This window comes from Umezawaea sp. Da 62-37, from assembly GCF_032460545.1.
Classification (GTDB): domain Bacteria; phylum Actinomycetota; class Actinomycetes; order Mycobacteriales; family Pseudonocardiaceae; genus Umezawaea.
In genome coordinates this window covers 5,159,618-5,179,936 of record NZ_CP135965.1, presented here as the reverse complement: position 1 = coordinate 5,179,936, position 20,319 = coordinate 5,159,618, and the positions used below count along the sequence as shown (strand labels likewise).

19 protein-coding genes and 1 tRNA gene are annotated in these 20,319 nt (G+C 70.2%); 10 read left to right on the top strand and 10 right to left on the bottom strand.

Translation table 11 applies throughout. The annotated features are described in order from the left end of the window. Positions 1-188: 188 nt before the first annotated feature. From pstS to pstB, 4 genes are read left to right on the top strand one after another with little or no spacing between them, the layout of a single operon-like run. Positions 189-1,316, top strand: coding sequence for a phosphate ABC transporter substrate-binding protein PstS (gene pstS, locus RM788_RS23555; protein WP_315933930.1), 1,128 nt, complete (start codon positions 189-191; stop codon positions 1,314-1,316). Positions 1,317-1,351: 35 nt separating this feature from the next. Next, complete coding sequence (gene pstC / locus RM788_RS23550) at positions 1,352-2,416, top strand: phosphate ABC transporter permease subunit PstC (RefSeq protein WP_315933929.1); 1,065 nt, start codon at positions 1,352-1,354, stop codon at positions 2,414-2,416. Next, positions 2,413-3,327, top strand: a complete 915-nt coding sequence (gene pstA, locus RM788_RS23545; protein WP_315933928.1) for a phosphate ABC transporter permease PstA — start codon at positions 2,413-2,415, stop codon at positions 3,325-3,327. The genes pstC and pstA overlap by 4 nt, the downstream gene beginning before the upstream one ends. A gap of 17 nt (positions 3,328-3,344) precedes the next feature. Beyond that, on the top strand, positions 3,345-4,121 hold the full coding sequence (gene pstB, locus RM788_RS23540) for a phosphate ABC transporter ATP-binding protein PstB (RefSeq protein ID WP_315933927.1): 777 nt from the start codon (positions 3,345-3,347) through the stop codon (positions 4,119-4,121). A 99-nt stretch (positions 4,122-4,220) separates the two neighbouring features. On the opposite strand, the gene RM788_RS23535 is transcribed toward pstB, so the two are convergent. Then, positions 4,221-5,141 (bottom strand): alpha/beta fold hydrolase, encoded by a 921-nt coding sequence (locus tag RM788_RS23535; protein WP_399344549.1) that lies wholly within the window; start codon positions 5,139-5,141, stop codon positions 4,221-4,223. A 56-nt stretch (positions 5,142-5,197) separates the two neighbouring features. Between RM788_RS23535 and RM788_RS23530 the strand changes: the two genes are divergently transcribed. Continuing rightward, positions 5,198-5,773, top strand: coding sequence for a TetR/AcrR family transcriptional regulator (locus tag RM788_RS23530; protein WP_315933926.1), 576 nt, complete (start codon positions 5,198-5,200; stop codon positions 5,771-5,773). 21 nt (positions 5,774-5,794) lie between these two features. Here the strand turns inward: RM788_RS23530 and RM788_RS23525 are convergent, their stop codons facing one another. Further along, on the bottom strand, positions 5,795-6,274 hold the full coding sequence (locus RM788_RS23525) for a MarR family winged helix-turn-helix transcriptional regulator (RefSeq protein WP_315933925.1): 480 nt from the start codon (positions 6,272-6,274) through the stop codon (positions 5,795-5,797). Between the two features lie 85 nt (positions 6,275-6,359). Here RM788_RS23525 and RM788_RS23520 point away from each other — a divergent pair, with 85 nt between their 5' ends. Next, positions 6,360-7,223 (top strand): alpha/beta fold hydrolase, encoded by an 864-nt coding sequence (locus RM788_RS23520; RefSeq protein WP_315933924.1) that lies wholly within the window; start codon positions 6,360-6,362, stop codon positions 7,221-7,223. A gap of 127 nt (positions 7,224-7,350) precedes the next feature. Here the strand turns inward: RM788_RS23520 and phoU are convergent, their stop codons facing one another. The 5 genes from phoU to dusB all read right to left on the bottom strand — a co-directional run bounded on the left by phoU (position 7,351) and on the right by dusB (position 14,049). Continuing rightward, on the bottom strand, positions 7,351-8,016 hold the full coding sequence (phoU, locus tag RM788_RS23515) for a phosphate signaling complex protein PhoU (protein ID WP_315933923.1): 666 nt from the start codon (positions 8,014-8,016) through the stop codon (positions 7,351-7,353). Between the two features lie 95 nt (positions 8,017-8,111). Beyond that, a complete protein-coding gene (locus tag RM788_RS23510) occupies positions 8,112-11,162 on the bottom strand; it encodes an LCP family glycopolymer transferase (RefSeq protein ID WP_315933922.1) in 3,051 nt (1,016 codons plus the stop codon). 215 nt (positions 11,163-11,377) lie between these two features. Next, complete coding sequence (locus RM788_RS23505) at positions 11,378-12,253, bottom strand: GGDEF domain-containing protein (RefSeq protein WP_315933921.1); 876 nt, start codon at positions 12,251-12,253, stop codon at positions 11,378-11,380. A gap of 187 nt (positions 12,254-12,440) precedes the next feature. Further along, the gene (locus tag RM788_RS23500) at positions 12,441-12,905 is read right to left on the bottom strand and encodes a hypothetical protein (protein WP_315933920.1); all 465 of its coding nucleotides are present in this window, start codon (positions 12,903-12,905) and stop codon (positions 12,441-12,443) included. Beyond that, complete coding sequence (gene dusB, locus RM788_RS23495; protein ID WP_315934720.1) at positions 12,898-14,049, bottom strand: tRNA dihydrouridine synthase DusB; 1,152 nt, start codon at positions 14,047-14,049, stop codon at positions 12,898-12,900. The genes RM788_RS23500 and dusB overlap by 8 nt, the downstream gene beginning before the upstream one ends. Before the next feature lie 192 nt (positions 14,050-14,241). Here dusB and RM788_RS23490 point away from each other — a divergent pair, with 192 nt between their 5' ends. Then, on the top strand, positions 14,242-14,667 hold the full coding sequence (locus tag RM788_RS23490; RefSeq protein ID WP_315933919.1) for a hypothetical protein: 426 nt from the start codon (positions 14,242-14,244) through the stop codon (positions 14,665-14,667). A gap of 16 nt (positions 14,668-14,683) precedes the next feature. Here the strand turns inward: RM788_RS23490 and RM788_RS23485 are convergent, their stop codons facing one another. Further along, a complete protein-coding gene (locus RM788_RS23485) occupies positions 14,684-15,169 on the bottom strand; it encodes a superoxide dismutase (RefSeq protein WP_315933918.1) in 486 nt (161 codons plus the stop codon). Positions 15,170-15,339: 170 nt separating this feature from the next. Beyond that, positions 15,340-15,415 (bottom strand) — tRNA-Lys (locus RM788_RS23480). A gap of 400 nt (positions 15,416-15,815) precedes the next feature. Between RM788_RS23480 and RM788_RS23475 the strand changes: the two genes are divergently transcribed. After that, positions 15,816-16,439, top strand: a complete 624-nt coding sequence (locus RM788_RS23475) for a DUF4232 domain-containing protein (RefSeq protein ID WP_315933917.1) — start codon at positions 15,816-15,818, stop codon at positions 16,437-16,439. A gap of 4 nt (positions 16,440-16,443) precedes the next feature. Here RM788_RS23475 and RM788_RS23470 read toward each other — a convergent pair whose 3' ends face one another. Then, entirely contained in the window at positions 16,444-17,427 is a 984-nt protein-coding gene (locus RM788_RS23470) for a CobW family GTP-binding protein (RefSeq protein WP_315933916.1), read from the bottom strand. Positions 17,428-17,549: 122 nt separating this feature from the next. On the opposite strand from RM788_RS23470, the gene RM788_RS23465 reads away from it, so the two are divergent. Both RM788_RS23465 and RM788_RS23460 read left to right on the top strand, forming a co-directional pair. Further along, positions 17,550-18,164 (top strand): hypothetical protein, encoded by a 615-nt coding sequence (locus RM788_RS23465; protein ID WP_315933915.1) that lies wholly within the window; start codon positions 17,550-17,552, stop codon positions 18,162-18,164. 17 nt (positions 18,165-18,181) lie between these two features. Next, positions 18,182-20,317, top strand: coding sequence for a flotillin family protein (locus RM788_RS23460; RefSeq protein WP_315933914.1), 2,136 nt, complete (start codon positions 18,182-18,184; stop codon positions 20,315-20,317). The last annotated feature ends 2 nt before the right edge of the window (positions 20,318-20,319 follow it).

Sequence of the window (20,319 nt, the reverse complement as noted above, 5' to 3'; positions counted from 1 at the left end):
TCACGGAGGGCGAACGTGCAGGTCACGGACGTGTATCGATGTGGCGCGGCTGCTGAGTGCCCTTGTCCTGTTCACCCTTCGTTCACCTCGACTAGGGCCGTCGTCCATTCTCGCTGCCTACCTTCCGTAGCGAGCGGCGACGTCCGTCGCGAAACCGCGCAGGCTTTCGGTAGGTGGAGGACCCTCAGGTGAAGATCCAGCGGCACGGCGCAGCACTCGGCCTCATCACGGCCGGCGCGCTTTTGCTCACCGCGTGCGGCAGCGACAACAACGCTCCGGCCGGGTCGACCGGTGGAGCGTCCACGCCCGCCGCCTCGGCGGAGCAGGTCGACTGCACGGGCAAGGCCAAGCTGAACGCCGAGGGCTCGTCCGCGCAGAAGACCGCGATCGAGTCCTTCGTGCAGGTCTACCAGCAGAAGTGCAAGGGCGCGGACCTCGCGTACAACGCGTCCGGCTCCGGCGCGGGCGTCAAGCAGTTCAACGCCTCGCAGGTCGACTTCGGCGGCTCCGACTCCCCGCTGTCCAAGGAGAAGGGCGAGACCGACGCGGCCGCCACGCGCTGCCAGTCCAACCCGGCGTGGAACATCCCGCTGGTGTTCGGCCCCGTCGCGATCAGCTACAAGCTCGACGGCGTCACCGACCTGACGGTCAGCGGCGAGGTCGCCGCCAAGATCTTCAACGGTGGCGTCAAGAAGTGGAACGACCCGGCGATCGCCGCCCTGAACAGCAGCGCGAAGCTGCCGGACAAGGACATCACCGTCGTCTACCGCTCCGACGAGTCCGGCACCACGGACAACTTCCAGAAGTACCTGGCCGCCTCCTCCAAGGGCGCGTGGACCCAGGGCGACGGCAAGGCGTTCAAGGGCGGCCTCGGCGAGGGCAAGGAGAAGTCCGCCGGTGTGGCGCAGGCCGTCGGCTCGGTCGACGGTGCCGTGACCTACGTCGAGTGGTCGTTCGCCCAGGACAACAAGCTGTCCGTCGCGAAGATCGACAACGGCGCGGGCGCGGTCGAGCTGACCCCGGAGACGGTCGGCAAGGCCATCGACGGCGCGAAGATCAAGGGTGAGGGCAACGACCTCGTCCTCGACCTGAACTCCATCTACGCCACCACCGCCGCGGGCACCTACCCGCTGATCCTCGCGACCTACGAGATCGTCTGCTCCAAGGGCTACGACGCCGACACCGCGAAGGCGGTCAAGGCGTTCCTCACGGTCGCCGCGACCGACGGCCAGGCAGGCCTGACCGACGCCGGTTACGCGCCGCTGCCCAAGACGTTCCAGGACAAGATCCTCACCGCCATCAAGGCGATCGCCTAGGTCGCGGCGGACTTCGAGTCGACGCCACCCACGCGATGAGCGACCCTGTCGTGGTCAGGCCTCCAGGGGGCACCGGTACCGCCGGTGCCCCCCGCGGGGCTCAGGCCCAACACCCAGTGCCACCCTCGGAGGCTCCGATTCCGCCGACAACGGAAGTCGAACCGAAGTCCCCCCACGTCAGGCCGGGAGACCGGATCTTCCGCGGCCTCGCCACGGGCTCCGGCGTGTTCATCGTGGTCCTCATCGGGGCCATCGGCCTGTTCCTGCTCGTCCAGGCGATCCCGTCGCTGGCCCTGGACAACGCCAACTTCCTCTTCAGCCGCGAGTGGTCGACCGGCGACGTCACCAACATGCGGTACGGCATCCTCGATCTGTTCCTGGTCACCGTGGTGTCGGCCGCGTTCGCGCTGCTGATCGCGATGCCGGTGGCGCTCGGCATCGCCCTCTTCCTCACCCAGTACGCGCCGCGCAGGCTCTCCCGGCCGTTCGCGTACGTCATCGACCTGCTCGCCGCCGTGCCGTCGATCATCTTCGGCCTGTGGGGGCTGTTCGTCCTCGGCCCGGTGCTCACGCCGCTGGGCGAGTGGCTGATCTCGAACCTCGGGTTCATCCCGCTGTTCGCCAAGGGCAACGTCAGCATCGCCCTGGGCGGCACGATCTTCACCGCGGGCATCGTCCTGGCGGTCATGATCCTGCCGATCATCACGGCGGTCAGCCGCGAGGTGTTCGACCGCACGCCCGGACCGCACGTCGAGGGCGCCATCGCGCTGGGCGCCACGAAGTGGGAGGTCGTCCGCACCACCGTGCTGCCGTTCGGCAAGGCGGGCTACGTCAGCGCCTCCATGCTCGGCCTCGGCCGGGCGCTCGGCGAGACCATCGCGCTGACGATCATCCTGAGCGCCACCGGTTCCTCGTTCGGCTGGAGCCTCTTCGACGGCGGCGCCACGTTCGCCTCGAAGATCGCGCTGGCCGCTCCGGAGTTCAACGACCCCAAGTCGGCGGGCGCGTACATCGCAGCGGGCCTCGTGCTGTTCGTGCTGACCTTCGTGGTCAACGCGGCCGCCAGGACGATCGTCGCCGGTCACAAGGAGTACGAATGAGCACCGACACGACCGACCTCGCGCGGCTGGCGACCCCGCCGACGTTCCAGAGCGTCAGCGGCGTCCGCAAGGCGAAGAACCTCGCCGCCACGGTGCTCGTCGGCCTGGCGTTCGCCGTGGCCGTCGTCCCGCTGGTGTGGGTGCTCTACACCGTGGTCCAGCGCGGCTTCCCGGTCGTCCTGAACGCCGACTGGTGGCAGAAGTCGTTGTCCGGCCTGCTGTCCCGGCAGACCGGCGGCGGTGTCTACCACGCGATCTACGGCACCCTGGTGCAGGGACTGGTCTGCGGGCTGATCTCGGTGCCGATCGGCCTGTTCGTCGCGGTCTACCTGGTGGAGTACGGCGGCCGCTCGCGGCTGTCGAAGGCGACCACGTTCATGGTCGACATCCTCACCGGTGTCCCGTCGATCGTGGCCGCGCTGTTCGTGTATTCGCTGTGGATCACCACGTTCGGCTTCGGCCGCAGCGGTTTCGCGGTGTCGCTGGCGCTGGTGCTGCTGATGGTGCCGGTCATCGTCCGCACCACCGAGGAAATGCTCAAGATCGTGCCGGACGAGCTGCGCGAGGCGTCCTACGCGCTGGGCATCCCCAAGTGGAAGACGATCACGAAGATCGTCATCCCGACCGCGCTGTCCGGCATCCTCACCGGCGTCATGCTGGCCCTGGCCCGCGTCATGGGCGAGACCGCGCCGGTGCTCGTGCTCGCCGCTTACGCCCCGTACATCAACTACAACCTCTTCGACGGCCCCATGGCCTCGTTGCCGTTGCTGATGACCTCGGAGCGCAACAACCCCACCGACGCGGGCTTCGACCGCATCTGGGGCGCGGCGATCACCCTTGTCCTGATCATCACGCTGTTCAACCTGCTGGCTACCGTGATCTCGCGGTGGCTCGCGCCGAAGACCAAGTGAGCGGGCGGTAACCACCGATGGCGAAGCGCATCGACGTCAAGGACCTCAACCTCTTCTACGGCAAGTTCCACGCCGTGCAGCAGGTTTCGCTCTCCGTGCCGCCGCGCAACGTGACCGCGTTCATCGGTCCGTCGGGCTGCGGCAAGTCCACCGTGCTGCGGTCGCTGAACCGCATGCACGAAGTCGCCCCCGGCGCACGGGTCGAGGGCACGGTGCAGCTGGACGGCGAGGACATCTACGCGTCCGCTGTGGACCCGGTGCAGGTGCGGCGCACCATCGGCATGGTGTTCCAGCGCCCCAACCCGTTCCCCACGATGTCGATCCGCGACAACGTGGTGGCCGGGCTGAAGCTGGCCGGTGTCAAGAACAAGAAGCAGCTCGAAGAGGTCGCGGAGCGCTCGCTGCGCGGCGCGAACCTCTGGAACGAGGTCAAGGACCGGATGGACCGGCCCGGCGGCGGGCTGTCCGGTGGTCAGCAGCAGCGGCTGTGCATCGCGCGGGCGATCGCGGTGCAGCCGGACGTGCTGCTGATGGACGAGCCGTGCTCGGCGCTGGACCCGATCTCGACCCTGGCGATCGAGGACCTGATCACGGAGTTGAAGAAGGAGTACACGATCGTCATCGTCACCCACAACATGCAGCAGGCCGCACGGGTGAGCGACCAGACGGCGTTCTTCAACCTGCTGGGCGTCGGTCAGCCGGGGCAGCTGATCGAGGTGGACGACACGGAGAAGATCTTCTCCAACCCGACCCAGAAGGCCACCGAGGACTACATCTCGGGCCGGTTCGGCTGAGTTCCCGCGTTCCCTGGCCCGTCCCGATCCGGGGGCGGGCCCTTCGCGTGTCCACGACGGGGTCGGCCGCCGCCCGGCCGGGACCCCGCCGTGAACGCGTCAGCCGTGCGGCACGCCCGCCACCGGTTCGCGGCCGAGGAAGTCCTCCAGGGCCTCGGTGAACCGCTGGGGCTGCTCCTCGGCCGCGTAGTGGCCGCAGTCGTCGAGGACCACCTCGGTGACGTCGTCGGCCGCCGACCGCATCGTCTCGGCGACCAGCGCGCCGCTGTACTGCGCGCCGCCGATGGCGAGCACCGGCAGCGTCAGCCGGGCCTTCACGCGCCGCTCGTTCTGCGCGATCGTCTCGTCCAGCGCCCGGTAGTACGCGAAGCTCGCCCGCAGCCCGCGGGGATCCGCGACGATCGCTTCGACGTAGACGTCGACGGCGTAGGAGGGGATCGCGGTCGGGGTGGCGGCCTTGGTGGCGAACTGGTGGCCGAAGAAGAGCCGCTCCCGCCCCCGGACCAGCTCCTCGTTGAGGCCGTCGAGCCGGTTGAAGCCGAAGTGCCAGAGCCGCTTGTTGGCCGCGGCCGGGCCGAAGACCGACGGGACGGGCGTGAGGCCGGGGATGATCGCGTCGACGACAGCGAGCCTACCCACCCGTTCGGGGTGGTCGGCGGCGAGGGCGTACCCGGTCCACATGCCGATGTCGTGGCCGACCACGTCGAACCGGTCGTGCCCGAGCGCGGCCATCAGCGCGACCAGGTCGGCGGCCAGCGTGCCCGCGTCGTAACCGTCGTCGGGCTTGTCGGAGAGCCCGGCTCCGCGCGGGTCGACAGCGACGACGGTGTGCTCGCGGGCGAGCGCGGGCATGACCTCCCGCCAGGCGTACCAGGTCTGCGGCCACCCGCCGACCAGCAGCAGCGGCGGGCCGTCCCCGCCGGTGACCGCGTGCAGCCGCAACCCGTCCAGGTCCACGAGCCTGCTGGTGAAGACATCGGTGAACCCGTCGGGCAGTCGCAGCGAACTCAAACTCGTCATGGCGGCGACCATAACCATCTTTGAACGATCGGTACAAGATGTGTAGGCTACCGAACATGGCGGGTCGCAAGCAGTTCGACGTGGACGAGGCGCTGCGAGGCGCCATGCACGTGTTCTGGCGCTGGGGTTATTCGGAGGCCTCGATCGATCGCCTGACCGAGGGCACGGGCCTGGGCCGGGGTTCGCTCTACGGCACTTTCGGCGACAAGAGCGCCCTTTTCCGGAAAAGCCTCCAGCGGTACGTGCAGACCTACCACCCGCTGGTCGGCCAGGCGCTGTCCGGTCCTCACCGGGACCCGGGCGCCGTCGTGGCCGCCTTCCTCCAGGTCACCCTGAACCGCATCGCCGATCCGACGGTCCCGGACGGCTGTCTGGTCACGATGTCGGCGGCGCAGTTCCCGACCCTCGACGAGGAGGGGCGGGCGACGGTCCGCGCTCTGGTGGACGGGTTGCGGGCGCTGCTGGAGCGGGCGTTGCTGGCGGCGGGGGCCGGTGAGCGGGAGGCGGCGGAGTTGGCGTTGTGCACGCTGGCGACGAACAAGTCCCTGGCGGTGCTGAGCCTCGCGGGCTTCTCGGGCGAGGACCTGGCGACCGTCGCCGCGGTCGCCGTCCGCAACGCCGGGAGCGGGTGAGGGCCGAGTTCGAGCGGTCGGTCAGGCCGGTTCGCCGAGGTCGCGGGCGAGCCAGCCGGGGGTGTCGAGGCGGATGGGGGATTCGCCGATCAGCGTCGTCAGGTGCAGTTCGAGGCTTTCCAGCTGCGCGGGGCCGATCTGCCGCGCCCAGCGCTCGCGCAGTTCGTCGAAGATCGCCTCGCCCGTGCGCAGCACCTCGAAGCCGAGCGGGGTGACCTGGAGGCGTTTGCGGCGCGCGTCGGCGGGGTCGGACGTGCGGGAGACGTAGCCGCGCTCCTGGAGCACGGCGATGGTCTTCGCCGCGGCCTGCTTGGAGACGGAGAGCCGGCGGCCCAGTTCCGAGGCGTTGTCGGCGCCCGCGGCTATGGCTCGCATGGCGAAGTCGTGGACGGGACGGACGTCGTCGTGGCCGCGGGCGGCCAGTTCCGCCATTGCGCCGTCCACCAGGGAGCGGAAGCCCGCCAGGAGGAGCAGGGCGAGATCGGCGCCGGAGCGTGACATGGATCCAGCGTACGACAGGGCTGGACATCGACAACCTGGTTGGCTAATATTTGGACAATAAGGTTGTCTACTTGAGGAGGAAGTCGTGGTCGAGATCTCGCATCACCGCGTGGAGGTCAACGGGACCGCGCTGCACTACGTCGCGGCGGGGACGAGCGGGTCGCCGATCCTGCTGGTGCACGGGTTCCCCGAGACGTGGTGGGCGTTCCGGAAGCTGATCCCGCTGCTCGCGGCGGAGCACCGGGTGTTCGCGGTGGACCTGCGCGGGTTCGGCGATTCCGGGAACGGGCAAGGGGAGTACGACAGCGCGACGTCGGCGGAGGACCTGCACCGGCTGATCGCGGCGCTCGGTGTCGGACCCGTGCACCTGAGCGGGCAGGACATCGCGGGGGCGACGGTGTTCCGGTTGGCGGTGGAGCACCCGGAGGACGTGCGGAGCTTCACGGCGATCGAGATGGGGCTGCCGGGGTTCGGGCTCGAGGCGCTGGCCGACGTGACGCGGGGTGGCGCCTGGTACATCGGGGTCCTCGCCGCGGAGGGGGTTCCGGAGCTGTTGTTCACCGGGCATGAGCGGGAGTTGTTGGGGGACTTGCTGTTCCCGTCGATGACCGCCGTCCGCGGAGCGGTCGGCGAGGACGACGTGGAGGAGTTCGCCCGGACCTACTCGCGGGCGGGCGGGTGGCGCGGGGCCACCGGGTTGTACCGGTCGATGCTGCGGGAGGGCGAGGAGATCAGGGCGCTGGCGGAGTCGCCGGGGGTGGTGGTGCCCGTGCTGGCGGTCGACGCGGGCGGCGGGTCGTTCACCAGCGGGACCATGAAGCGGGCCGTGTCGGACGACATCACCGCGGTTTCCCTTGAGGGCGTGGGGCACTACGTCGCGATGGAGGCGCCGGAGGAGTTGGCCAAGGCGGTGCTGGAGTTCACCGGTCGGGTGGACGCCGCCCGCTAGACCGCCGGAACCGCCCTCGGATTCGGGGCCTTCCGACCGGGGAACGCCCGCTTCGCCGTGCGAATTCCCGACGGTACAACGGACAAGGGCCCCGCCCGGAGGCGAGGCCCTTGTCGAACCGGAGGGGTCACAGGTCGGCTTCGTCGCCGTACCCCGGCATGCGGCCGGTCACCACGAAGACGGTGCGCTTCGCGACGGAGACCGCGTGGTCGGCGAACCGCTCGTAGAAGCGGCCCAGCAGCGTGGTGTCGACGGCGGAGGCGACGCCGTGCTTCCAGTCCTTGTCCATGATCACCGTGAACAGGTGGCGGTGCAGGTCGTCCATGGCGTCGTCGGCGTCCTCGATGCGACGAGCCCTGGCGACGTCCTGGGTGCGGATGACCTCGGTGGTCTCGCGGGCGAGCTCAACCGCGATGCGGCCCATCTCGGCGAAGTACGGCTTCACGTCCTCGCCCAGCACGGACTGGGGGTGGCGCCTGCGGGCGGCCTTGGCGACGTGCAGCGCGAGATCCCCCATGCGCTCCACGCTTTCCGCCGCGTGGATGACGGCGAGCACGGTCCGCAGGTCGGTGGCGACGGGGGCCTGCAAGGCGAGCAGCGCGTACGACTGCTCCTCGATGCTGGCCCTCACGTCGTCAACCTTCGCGTCGTCGCCGATCACCTGCTCGGCGAGTGCGAGGTCCGATTCGAGCAGCGCGGTGGTCGCGCGCTCCATGGCGTCACCGACCATCCCGCACATGTCCGCGAGCTGGTCGGCGAGCTGTCCGAGCTGGTCATGGTAGGCCTCACGCATGCGGACAGCGTACGTCGGCCGTGTCGCGGCAACGACATGGTCTCATGAACCGCTGGTGAACCCGTGGCGACCAACGGACTTCAGACCGGCGGACGTCATTTGCAGAGGTCCGCGCCACCGTTCACAATGGACACATCGGGAGCCGCGGCCTTGCCCGCGTCGCCGCCCGGTTTCGGGGCGACGACCTGCTCGTCGAAGTCCGGGCCGATGACGAGGGCCACGGCGCTGCCCATGCTGGCGTCCACCTGGAGGACCGCGCCGGGCACGGCCGCCGCGAGCGTCGCCGCCGCGTTCTCGCCGCCCGCGCCGTACTTGATGGTGGTCTTGTCGACCGGGGGGCTGTCGCCGACGTTCACGACGGTGAAGCCGACGTCGGTCAGCGAGCTCTTGAGCCTGTTCGCCGCGCCACCGTTGTCGGGGTCGCCGTTGAGTACCTGGATGTTGATCGTCTTCGGGTCGACGACGGTTCCCTTGCCCGGCTCGGCCGGGGGCGCGGACGTCGTGGACGCGGTGCTCGCGGCGGCGTCCGGGGTCTCGCCCGGCAGCGGCGTGCCCTCGATGACGGCCCTGAACAGCGAGTCGGCCTCGTCCTGCACCAGCAGTTCGGAGTTGTCGTCGTTGCTCGTGGTCGGACCCTCGTCGGTGCGGTGCGGCATCGTCACGAAGCTGACCCGGCCCGCTTCCAGGCCCTGCAGGGACTGGCCGAGGGTGAGGAGCTGGTCGACGCCGACGTTCTGGCCCTGCGTCGACGCCGCGAAGGCGTTGATGAACCCGTTGAGCTTGCCGGGGTTCAGCAGCGTCTCGTTGGACAGCACCTTGCGCAGCAACGAGGACAGGAACTTCTGCTGGCGGGTGATCCGGTCGTAGTCGCCGAAGTCCTCGCCGGAGACCTTCCTGGCGCGCACGTAGTTCAGCGCCTGGTCACCGGAGATGTCGTACTTGCCGGGCTTGTCGAACAGCACGCCCAGCTCGGCGTCGACCATCGGTCTGGGCACGCAGACGTTCACGCTGCCGACCGCGTCGACCATGCCCTTGAACCCGTTGAAGTCGATGCTGACGAAGTGGTTGATGTTGAGGTGGGTGATCTCGCTCATCATCGAGGTCACGCACTTCGGGCCGCCGAGCGCGTAGGCGGTGTTCGCCAGCACGCCCTTCTCGGCGGGGATCGGCTCGCCGTCGTACTCCCCGGTGTCGGAGTCCCAGCCCTCGCAGGCGGGACGGGAGATCTGCACGTCGCGGGGCAGCGACACCACGACGACGCGCTTCCGGTCCGCCGGGACGTGCGCCAGCATCAGCACGTCCGACCGGGCTCCCTGCTCCTTGTCGGCCTCGCCGACGCCGTCGGACGGCTTGGCGCCCGCGCGGGTGTCGGAGCCGACGATCAGGAAGTTCTCGTCGCCCAACTGCTTCTCGGCCTCGTGGACGGCGGCGGTGTTCGTGCCGAGCGCGTCGATCTCGGTGAACTTGCTGTCCACCCAGAGCATCGCGCCCCAGCCGAGACCGGTGGTCACGAAGATCAGCACGGCCGAGGTGAACGACACGATCTTGAGCAGCCGCACGATCTTGCTGTGCTTCGGCGAGCGGCCTGGCGTGGGCGCGGAGATCAGCTCGCCGTCGGGGGCCAGGATGACGGGGGCCGCGTACTCGGTCGCGTCCTCGTCCTCCTCGACCTTCCACGGCATGAGCTTCTGCTTGCGCTCCTTGCGCTTGCGCTCCTGCTCGGCGAGTTCGTCGTGCACCGCGGAGAACCGGGCCAGCGTGTGGTCGACCTCGCGGCGCTTCTTGACGTCGTCGCCGATGGCCTCCATCTCCGTGGTGAGGCTCGCCGGGTCGATCTCCTCGCGGCGCTCGGGCCCGCGGGGGGGTTCCGGGACGGCCTCGTCCGGGACCTGACCGGGCACGGGGACGCGGCGCGACCCGCTGGGGTCGGTGCCGGGCGCCATCGGGACGCGGCGGGACCCGCTGGGGTCCGCGCCGGGCATGGGACGCGACCCGCTCGGGTCGGGCACCTGCCGGGGCGAGTCGGGCATCGGCGCGCCGGGCGGCATCGCACGGGGGCCGCCGGCGTCGAGCCGGGACGTGATCGGGCGCGGACCGCTGGAGTCCCCGCGCGGAGGCATGGGCCGAGGGCCGCTCACGTCCCCGCGGGGCGGCATGGGGGCCGGGGCCGGCGGAACCGGGCGGGCACGGCGGCCCGTGCCGTCAGCGGGCGGCACAGGCGGCGCGACGGCCGGACGCGGACGCGTGCCGGTGTGCTCGCCGGGGTGGCCGACGGGCGGCACGGGTGGCGCTGCCCGCCTGCCGGTGTCCTCGCCGCGGGGCGGCATCGGGGGACGCGGGGGGACGGGCCGCTGACCGCTCGGCTGCTCGGGGGCGACCCGGCGCCCGGTCTGCTCGACGGGCGGGGCCGACCGTCGGCCGGTGGGTTCGCCGAACGGCGGTTCGGGCGCGGCCCGGCGACCCGTCGGCTCGGCGGGTGGTTCGGGCGCGGCCCTGCGGCCGGTGGGCTCGCCGACAAGGGGTTCGGGTGCGGCGCGGCGGCCGGTCGGCTCACCGAGCGGTGGTTCGGGCGCGGCGCGGCGGCCGGTGGGTTCGACGATCGGTGGTTCGGGAGCGGCCCTGCGGCCGGTGGGTTCGCCGAACGGTGGTTCGGGTGCGGCGCGACGGCCGGTCGGCTCGCCGACGGGCGGCTCGGGTGCCGCGCGACGACCCGTCGTCTCGATCGGCGGTGCCGCCCGGTGCCCGGTGGGCTCGACGGGCGGTGCGGCGCGGCGACCGGTGGTCTCCGGGGCGGCCCGACGGCCGGTGGGCTCCACGGGGGGAGCGGCCCGGCGCCCGGCGGGCGGCGGCGGAGCGGCGGCGCGACGGCCCGCGGTCTCGATCGGCGGCGCGCCGGTCGGCCTGGCGGGCGGGGGCTGGCGGACCGGAGGAGGCGGGGGGGCCGCGCGGCGCCCGGTCGCGGGAGGAGGCGTCTGAGCAGGGGGAACCGGCCGGGGGAGGTTGGTGCGGCTGTGCCGCTCCACCAGGTCGGACACGCTCAGACCACCGCCGCCTTCGGCACGGCGTCGTCGGCCTTGGGGCTGCTCTTCGTCCGGTTCCTCGGGACCTCGGGACTCGGGGCCGCCACGGCGGGGCTCGTCGGGCACCCGGTCTCCCTTCAGGTAAGTCCACTACAGGTTCGTCATCACGAGTTGACGACATCAAGGACACATTGGTTGCACCACCGGCGTGTCAGTGCGCTCGATAGTACGGATGACAGCGACTCCTGACGACCACTCCCGGTGATACCGGTGGGACAAGTAGTCGGTTGCGAGCAGTCCTGAAGGTCCGAATGGGTGAACAACCAGGTGAAACGAGTTCGTCAGTAGTAACCGAGAACCCGCGAATCCGCGATCGCGCGACGGCCCGAAGCGGGCCCGGCGAGCTTCACCCGCCCGTTCTCGCGGTACGCGACGGCGTTCCGACCCGACTGCTTGGCCGTGTAGAGGAGGCTGTCCGCGCGGAGCAACTGCTGCTCAGCGCTGACCGGGGGGCGTGACGGGACGGCCTCGACAGGGGGCTCGTAGGCCATGCCACCGCTGACCGTGACCCGCAGCCCCGGCGCCACGCACGACCAGTCGTGACACTCGACACGTTCGCGGGCCGCCTCGACGATGGCCACGGCCGTGGACGGGGTCTCGTTCGGCAGCACGAGCACGAACTCCTCGCCCCCGTACCGGGCGCAGAAGGCGTCCGCGGGCAGGTTCGTCTGGAGCAGCTCCACGACCCGTTGCAGCACGCGGTCGCCCAGCAGGTGGCCGAAGGTGTCGTTGACCTGCTTGAACCAGTCCAGGTCCATCAGGGCTATCGCCAGGCCGTGCCGCGAGGTGCCGCGCTCGGCGAGGATCGCCAGCAGCCGCTGGTCGAGGTACCGGCGGTTGTAGCTGTCGGTCAGGCTGTCGCGCAGGCTCTGCTCGCGCGCCTCGGCATGCTCCCGGCGGAGCCGGTCGACCTCCCTGCGGAGCTGCTCGGGAACCCTGGGCTGCTCGTCCTGGTCGGCGTACACGGCGTCGAGGGCCGAACGCAGGTGCTGGTAGGCCTGGCGCCACTGGCCGCGGGACGCCAGCAGCGTGGCGATCGACTCGTGGACCTGGACGAGCCCGGTGCTCTCGGGGGTGGGGGCGTCTGCCGCGAGCGGGTGTTCGTCGGGCTTCCTGCTCGGGTCTGACTCGGCGACTTCGGGTCGCAGTGCGGTCATCGCGCTCACCTCCCTACTTGCCTGGTGTCGTCCCTTCAGAGGCGGCGCTTGAGCCGGCGGGACGCGTGGACGCGTTATTTCCCCCGTCTGGTTGACTGCCGACTGCTCCGAACTGGTGACGTTCAGTGATCAACTCGGTTCTGCGTGCGCTGTCGTGCGGAAGCGCCGCGAACCGGTTCGGAAGCCCTCAGCCGCCGACGCACGGGGCGAACCCGAAGGCCTTGCCGTCGATCACCACGACGTGCAGGGAACCGACCTGCACACCCAGCACCGCGTTGTCCTCCAGCAGCGTCACGGTGGCCGCGACGACGTAGACGACCCCGCGCGGGTGCACCCGCTCACCAGGCGGTTCCCACTTCGGGGCCAGCCGGAGCGTGGACATCGTCGGCTCCATCCGCAACGTGCCCTCGCGCAGCTCGCACGCCTGCTTGCGGAAGTCCGGGTGCTGGGTGTCCTGGAGCAGCCTCCGCTGCTCGGGGTTGCCCTTGCCGCCCGCGTCGTTCAGGTCGGTGAAGTAGGCCTGGACCTGCCCGCGCTCGACTTCGGTGATCCGAAGCGGCCGGGCCGTGCCCGCCACCTGCGAGCCGCAGCCGCCCAGCAGCAGCGCCCCGGCCACGGCCAGTGCGCGTGCCGAACGGCCGCCGTCACCCACCCGAGTGCATCACTTCGGCCCCCATCGGCACGGTGGCGTCCTCGGGGTCGTCGAGCCACCCCTCGGGCAGGACCACCTTCCCCGGCGAGCCCTGGCGGCCGCGGGGGCCCTCCGCCTCGGCGGGGTACGGCGCGTCGTGGTCGAGCTGGCCGATCAGGTCGTCGAGTTCGGTGAGCGTGCCGACCATCGCGAAGCTCCGCCGCAGGTCACCGCCCACCGGGAAGCCCCGCAGGTACCAGGCCATGTGCTTGCGCAGATCGCGCACGCCCTTGTCCTCGCCGTAGTGCTCGGTCAGCAGCTCGGCGTGCGTGCGCAGGATCGCGGAGACCTCGCCGAGGCTCGGCCCCTCGGGGATCGGCAGCCCGGCGAACGCCGCCTGCAGGTCCCGGAACAGCCACGGCCGCCCCAGGCACCCGCGCCCCACGACCACGCCGTCGCAACCGGTCTCGTCGACCATCCGCAGGGCGTCCTGGGCGCTGAAGACGTCGCCGTTGCCGAGCACGGGAATCCCGGTCACCGCCTCCTTGAGGCGCGCGATCGCCGACCAGTCCGCCTGCCCGGAGTACCGCTGGGCCGCCGTCCGCGCGTGCAGCGCGACCGACTTCGCCCCCTCCGCCTCCGCGATCCGACCCGCGTCCAGGTACGTGAGGTGCTCGTCGTTGATCCCGATCCGGAACTTCACCGTCACCGGGATGCCCGCAGGCTCGGCCGCCGTGACCGCGGCTTTCACGATCTCGCCGAACAGCCGCCGCTTGTACGGCAGCGCCGCCCCACCGCCCTTGCGGGTGACCTTCGGGACCGGGCAGCCGAAGTTCATGTCGATGTGATCGGCGAGGTTCTCGTCGACGATCATCCTGACGGCTTGACCCATGGTCACCGGATCGACGCCGTAGAGCTGCATCGACCTCGGGTGCTCGTCGCGGTCGAACGTGATCATGCGCAGGGTCGTCGCGTCGCGCTCGACCAGCGCGCGCGCCGTCACCATCTCGCACACGTACAGCCCCGCGCCGTACTGCCTGCACAACCTGCGGAACGCCACGTTCGTGATCCCCGCCATGGGCGCGAGCACGACCGGCGGATCGACCTCGAAGGGGCCGATCCGCAAGGACTGGGTGGTCTGGAGTGCGGTGGACATCCCGACCATTGTCACCCGACGGCGGAGTGGTCGTGCACCGGATCGGCGAGGCGGGCGTCACGCGCCCGTGCGCGGGAGGTGCGGGGCCGATCTTGGTCGGGCCTTTTCCGCAACGATGCGGTGACACCGACGCCCAACCCCGGTTGAACTCACGTCCGCGGGCCCGGCCGGTCGGCCCCGCGGCCGACCAGGGGGTGCTTCGTGGTGATCATGCTGCTGTTCGTGGTCGTGGCGGTGATCGTCCTGCTGAGCAGCAAGCGGTCGTCGTCGCCTCAACGCGACCAGGAGTTGCACTACCGCTGGTACGAGATCCACGAGATGTGCCGGAGGACGCCGGGGACGGCCATCGTGCGGGTCGCCCACGTCTACCAGCGGGCCCAGCGCGGTACCAAGGCGGTTGTCGTGCTGGTGGCGACCGGGTACCAGCAGGACGCCTGGTTCGCCCACAGCAACCCCGTGCCCGGCAGCTACCTCCTGGTGAGGGGGCGAACCGGTTGGGGACCGCACAACAGCAACCCCGAGGTCCTGTACGTGGAGCTGGGCGAGGTCCTGTACACGCTGCCGCCGGACACCGTGCAGGCTTGCGAACGGCATCGGCAGCTCGTGATCGCGAGCCAGTACCGCTAGGCGAGCCCACCCGTGCTCAGAACGGCACCGACAGGCACGCCAGTCGGGCGCCGGCTGTGCCCGCGGTGCCGGAGCCGGTGTGCGTGTGCTCGGCGTGGATGACGACGGAGGCGGCGCGGCGGTCGGTGAAGGTCCAGTCGACCTGCGTGATGGCGAGGCCGGAGCCCTTGGCGTTCGTGGTGAAGTCGAGCCAGATCTCGTTGTCCGGGTTGGCGAAGGCGGGGTCGGTCGCGCCGCCGGGCACGTGCTGGAAGTGCGGGCCGGAGTCGGCGGCGTTGAGGCCGCACGGCTTCGTGTGGGCGTGGGCGCCGTACGCGCGGTTCGGCAGCAGGCCCTCGGTGTGCAGCAGCACGAACGTGCCGCCGCCGTGCGTCTCCCACGACAGCACGGCCGCCTCCGACCCGACGGGCGCCTGCGCGATGTCGTAGACCGTCAGCGGACCGGAGGCGTGGACGGGTGTGGCGAGGACTGCGCTGAGCGCGAGGGCCGCGGCGAGGTGCATGGGCCATCAGTAGCGCCCGGCGGTGCGCCGAGCCAGCCACGTCACCCGGTCCGGTGATCACCCGGCGGCACGCCCGGTTCGGCGGGGCCACGGCTTCGGGTGCGGCGGACCTCGAATGGAAACCGCTCGCCGCGCGATTGCGTGCGCGGAGGCCCGGTGAACGGGGAATGTGGTGGGCCGCCAGGGACTCGAACCCTGAACCAAGAGATTAAAAGTCTCCTGCTCTGCCAATTGAGCTAGCAGCCCTCACGTACAGCGTACCGACTCGGGTGGTCGGGTGGTACGGGGTGGTCGACTTCGCCGCGCGGGTGTCGGGGGCTCCGCGCGGTGGGGTGGCGGTCGGGGCGGCGGGAGCTGTGGATGCCGTGTGCCGGAGGCGATCCGGTGGCGCGGGTGGGTGTGCGTCGGTCTTTTTTGGTTTATTCGTTTCCGATCGCGGGTAAATCGATGCGCTTCCCTGGTCATTCGAGACGCGTGAATGATTTGCTTAAGCACGTGAACGGCTGTGAGCTGCGTAAACGTCCAGCGGACGAATTGCACCTGAAGAGGTTGTGCGATGTGTTCCACATCACTTTGACGCATCCTGATGGGGGTCTTGGACATCCTTTGACCACTACGTTCGCAGCAATTGTCAAAGGGAGGCGCTATGCGCGACAACATGGTTCTCAGGGGTTCCGCCGCGATCGTGGCCGTGGCGGCCGTCGCCGCTGTGTCCGCCTGCGGCACGGGTGGTTCGGGTGCTGCCGGCCAGACGCACGGGCCCGACACCACGTCTGCGGCGCCCAGCAGCGGTGCGGATGCGCTCACCGGGAAGTCGGGAGGGTCGACCGCCGGGACGAGCGGTTCCAGCGGCACGGGCGCGGCGGAGAACTGCCAGAAGGTGACCGTGTCGATCGGGGAGCCGCTGCCGTCGGACAAGACGCAGTCGAGGATCGCGTTGACGATGATGAACTCCGGGACGACCGACTGCGTGCTGCGCGGCTTCCCCGGTGTGCGGCTGGGCGGCAAGGACGGGCTGCCGTGGGACCTGGGGCGCACCGATGACGCGGTGGTGGACGTACCGCTGGCGCCCGGAACGGCGGCGACCAGCTACCTGACGTACCTGCCGACGACCGACGCGTCCGGCTGGGAGGTCGCGTCGTTGCTGGTGACGCCGCCGAACACGACCGACACGCAGGCGTTCGAGTGGACGCTCGGCAAGGTCGTCCTGCAGGACGGCGCGACGCACCCCGGCACCTACGTCGGTTCCGCCGTCTCCCAGGGCAACTAGGAACTCAGGCGCGCAGGTAGCGCAGGACGTCGAGCATCGTCCGGGGGTCCGCGGGGGTGTCGGTGGTGCAGGCCTCCAGGCGGGTGGTGATGGACTCGGCGTCCAGGTCGGTGCCGATCATGACGAGCCGGGTCGTCGACCCGCCCGTGGTCGGCTCGAACCGGAGGTAGTCGCCCACGGTGTGCAGGGTGTAGCGCTGGTGGTGGCCCCGCGCTCCGAAGTGGACGCTGCCCTTCATCCGGTACAGGCCCGCGGGGCGGTCGTCCAGGAAGTCCATGAACCGCCGCGGGTGCACCGGAACGCCGGTGGTGAACTCGACGCTGGTGTAGAGCGCGTGCACGTGGTCGTCGTGCGGTTCCGCCAGGTCCTCGAAGGACAGCTGGCCGAACTTCCGCTCGCGCGGCCGGGGGTCGAACAGCAGGGCGGGGTCGACGCGGGCGTGGTCCGCCTCGACCACGGGTGTGCCGGGGGTGTGCCGTTCCACCTCGCGGCGGAGGGCGGGGAGGTCCTCGGCGCGGTCGGACTTGTTGAGGACGACCAGGTCGGCGAGGCGCAGGTGCTTGAGCAGCTCGGGGTGGCGGGTGCTGGTGGTGGTGAACTCGGCGGCGTCGACCACCAGCACCAGACCGCCGTAGCCGAGCCGCTGGTTCCCGGTGGCCAGCACCATCTTGACCATGGTCTCGGGTTCGGCGAGACCGCTGGCCTCGATGACGATCACGTCGATGCCCGCCGCGGGCTTGGCGAGGCGGGCGAGCATGTCGTCCAGTTCGGACACGTCCACGGCGCAGCACAGGCAGCCGTTGCTCAGCGAGATGGTGGAGTCGACCTGTCCCGCGACGGCCATGGCGTCGACGTTCACGCTGCCGAAGTCGTTGACGAGCACGCCGATCCTGGTGCCGCCCGCGGTGGTGAGCAGGTGGTTGAGCAACGTCGTCTTGCCGGAGCCGAGGAAGCCCGCGACGACGACCACCGGGATCTGCTTGGCCATCCGACCATGCTATCCGCGCTCCGTGATCGGCCGGTCGCGATCCGCAGTTCCGCGAAAACGCCGCGAAAAGCGTGGTCAGGCGGTTAGAGTCCAATCAAGACGACTCGGCGTGCGGAGGGGTGTTGGGGGAGTTCACCGGAACGGCGTTCGGTTATCCGACGGTGTTCCTCAGCGTGCTCCTCCTCGTCGTCGTCCTCTACTGGCTGCTGGCCGTGGTGGGCGTCCTCGACGGCGACGGGGCGGAGGTCGGCGGTTTCGAGGGCGTGCTCGCGGGCCTCGGCGTCGACGGCGTGCCCGTGACCGTCGTGCTGTCGTTGCTGACCGCCTTCTCCTGGTTCGCCTGCCTCGGGGGCTCCGTGCTGCTAAACGGGTTCGACCTGTCGTCCCCGCTCACGATCGTGCTCGGGCTGGTCGTGCTGCTGCTGGCGCTGGTCGTCGGGGTGTTCGCGACCCGCCTGCTGGCGTGGCCGCTGCGCAAGCTGTTCCCGAACGCCCCGCAGGCGTCGCGCAACGACTTCATCGGCAGGCCGTGCGTCGTGCGCACCGGCACCGTCACGCACGACTTCGGGCAGGCCGAGGTGACCGCGGTCGACGGGTCCTCAGCTCTTGTCCAGGTGCGCCAAGCGGGTCAGGACGTCCTGACCGCCGGCAGCACCGCCCTGATCTTCGACTACGACGTCGAGGGGGAGTTCTTCTGGGTCGTCCCGGTGGACTCCGTGCTCGGCCCGAACCACTGAACGCAAGGGGTCCACAGATGGGCGTCATCACCACCGGGCTCGGCATCCTCATCGCCGTTGTCGTGTTCGTCGTGCTCGTGTTCCTGTTCATGGTCAGCCGCCTGTTCCGCAAGATCGAACAGGGCAAGGCGCTGATCGTGTCCAAGGTGCGCAAGGTGGACGTGACCTTCACCGGCGCCGTCGTCCTCCCGGTGCTGCACCGGGCCGAGATCATGGACATCTCGGTGAAGACGATCGAGATCAAGCGCGCGGGCAACGAGGGCCTGATCTGCCAGGACAACATCCGCGCCGACATCCGGATCACGTTCTTCGTGCGGGTGAACAAGACCGTCGAGGACGTCATCAAGGTCGCCCAGGCGATCGGCACCGCCCGCGCCAGCGACGAGCACACGCTCCAGGAGCTGTTCAACGCCAAGTTCTCCGAGGCGCTCAAGACCGTCGGCAAGCAGCTCGACTTCGTCGACCTCTACACCAAGCGCGACGAGTTCCGCGACCAGATCATCCGCGTCATCGGCACCGACCTCAACGGGTACAGCCTCGAGGACGCGGCGATCGACTTCCTCGAGCAGACGCCGATGTCGCAGCTCGACCCGGCGAACATCCTGGACGCGCAGGGCATCCGCAAGATCACCGAGCTGACCGCGATCGAGCACGTGCGCACCAACGAGTTCCAGCGCAGCGAGGAGAAGGAGATCACCCGCCAGAACGTCGACGCGCGGGAGGCCATCCTCGAACTGGAGCGCAGGCAGGCGGACGCGGAGACCAAGCAGAAGCGCGAGATCCACACCATGCGGGCCCGTGAGGAGGCGGAGACCGCGAAGGTGCAGGCCGAGGAGATGTTCAAGGCCAGCAGCGCGCAGATGCGGGCCGAGGAGCAGCTGGGGATCCAGGACCAGAACAAGTTCCGCGAGATCGCCGTGGCGGAGAAGAACCGCGAGCGCGTGATCGCGATCGAGACCGAGCGGATCGAGAAGGACCGCCAGCTGGAGGTCATCGGCCGCGAGCGGGAGACGCAGCTCGCCAGCATCTCCAAGGACAAGGAGCTGGAAGGCGAGAAGCGCGACATCGCCGAGGTCATCCGGGAGCGCATCGCGGTCGAGAAGACCGTGGCCGAGCAGGAGGAGAGCATCAAGCGCCTCCGGTCGGTCGAGGAGGCCGAGCGCTTCCGCCAGACGACGGTGATCCACGCCGAGGCCGAGGCGCAGGAAGGCCTGGTCAAGGACATCAAGGCCGCGGAGGCCGCCGAGCAGACCGCGAAGCACAAGGCGCGCGAGGAGCTCACGCTCGCCGAGGCCCGCCAGCAGACCGCCGAGCTGGACACCCGCGCGAAGATCCGCCTCGCCGAGGGCACGCAGGCCGCCGCGGCCGCCGAGGGCCTGGCGCAGGTGCAGGTCCGCGAACGGGACGCGGAGGCGATCGAGAAGGTCGGCCGGGCGGAAGCCGTGGTGGCGCGGGAGAAGCAGCTCGCGCAGGCCGAGGGCTCCCAGAAGGTCGGTCTGGCCGAGGCGGTCGTGTCCCGCGAGAAGCAGCTCGCCCAAGCCGAGGGCACGGAGAAGGTCGGCATGGCCGAGGCCGTGGTCGAGCGGGAGAAGGCGATGGTCGCCGCCGCCGCGATCCGCGAGAAGCTCAAGGGCGAGGCGGAGGGCCTGTCCGAGAAGGCTTCCGCGATGAACGCGCTGGACGACGCGACCCGTGGCCACGAGGAGTACCGGCTTCGGTTGGAGGCCGAGAAGGAGATCCGCCTCGCGGGTCTCGACGTGCAGCGCCAGCTCGCCGTGTCGCAGGCGTCCGTGCTGGCGGCGGGCCTGGAGCACGCGGACATCGACATCGTCGGCGGCGAGAGCATGTTCTTCGACCGGGTGGTCGGCGCGATCACGATGGGCAAGAGCGTCGACGGGTTCGTGGAGCACTCCGACACCGCGCAGAGCCTCGGGGCCTCGTGGCTCAACGGCTCCTCGGACTTCACCCAGGACATCACCAGGGTGCTCGGCTCGTTCGGCACCAAGGACGTGCAGAACCTGACCGTCTCCGCGCTGCTGATGCGGATGATCTCCTCCGGTGGCCCGGATTCCGGCAAGCTCACGGAGTTGCTGGACGCCGCGAAGGAGCTCGGCCTCGCCGAGCGACCGGTCGCCGCCCTCGCGGCGAAGTGACG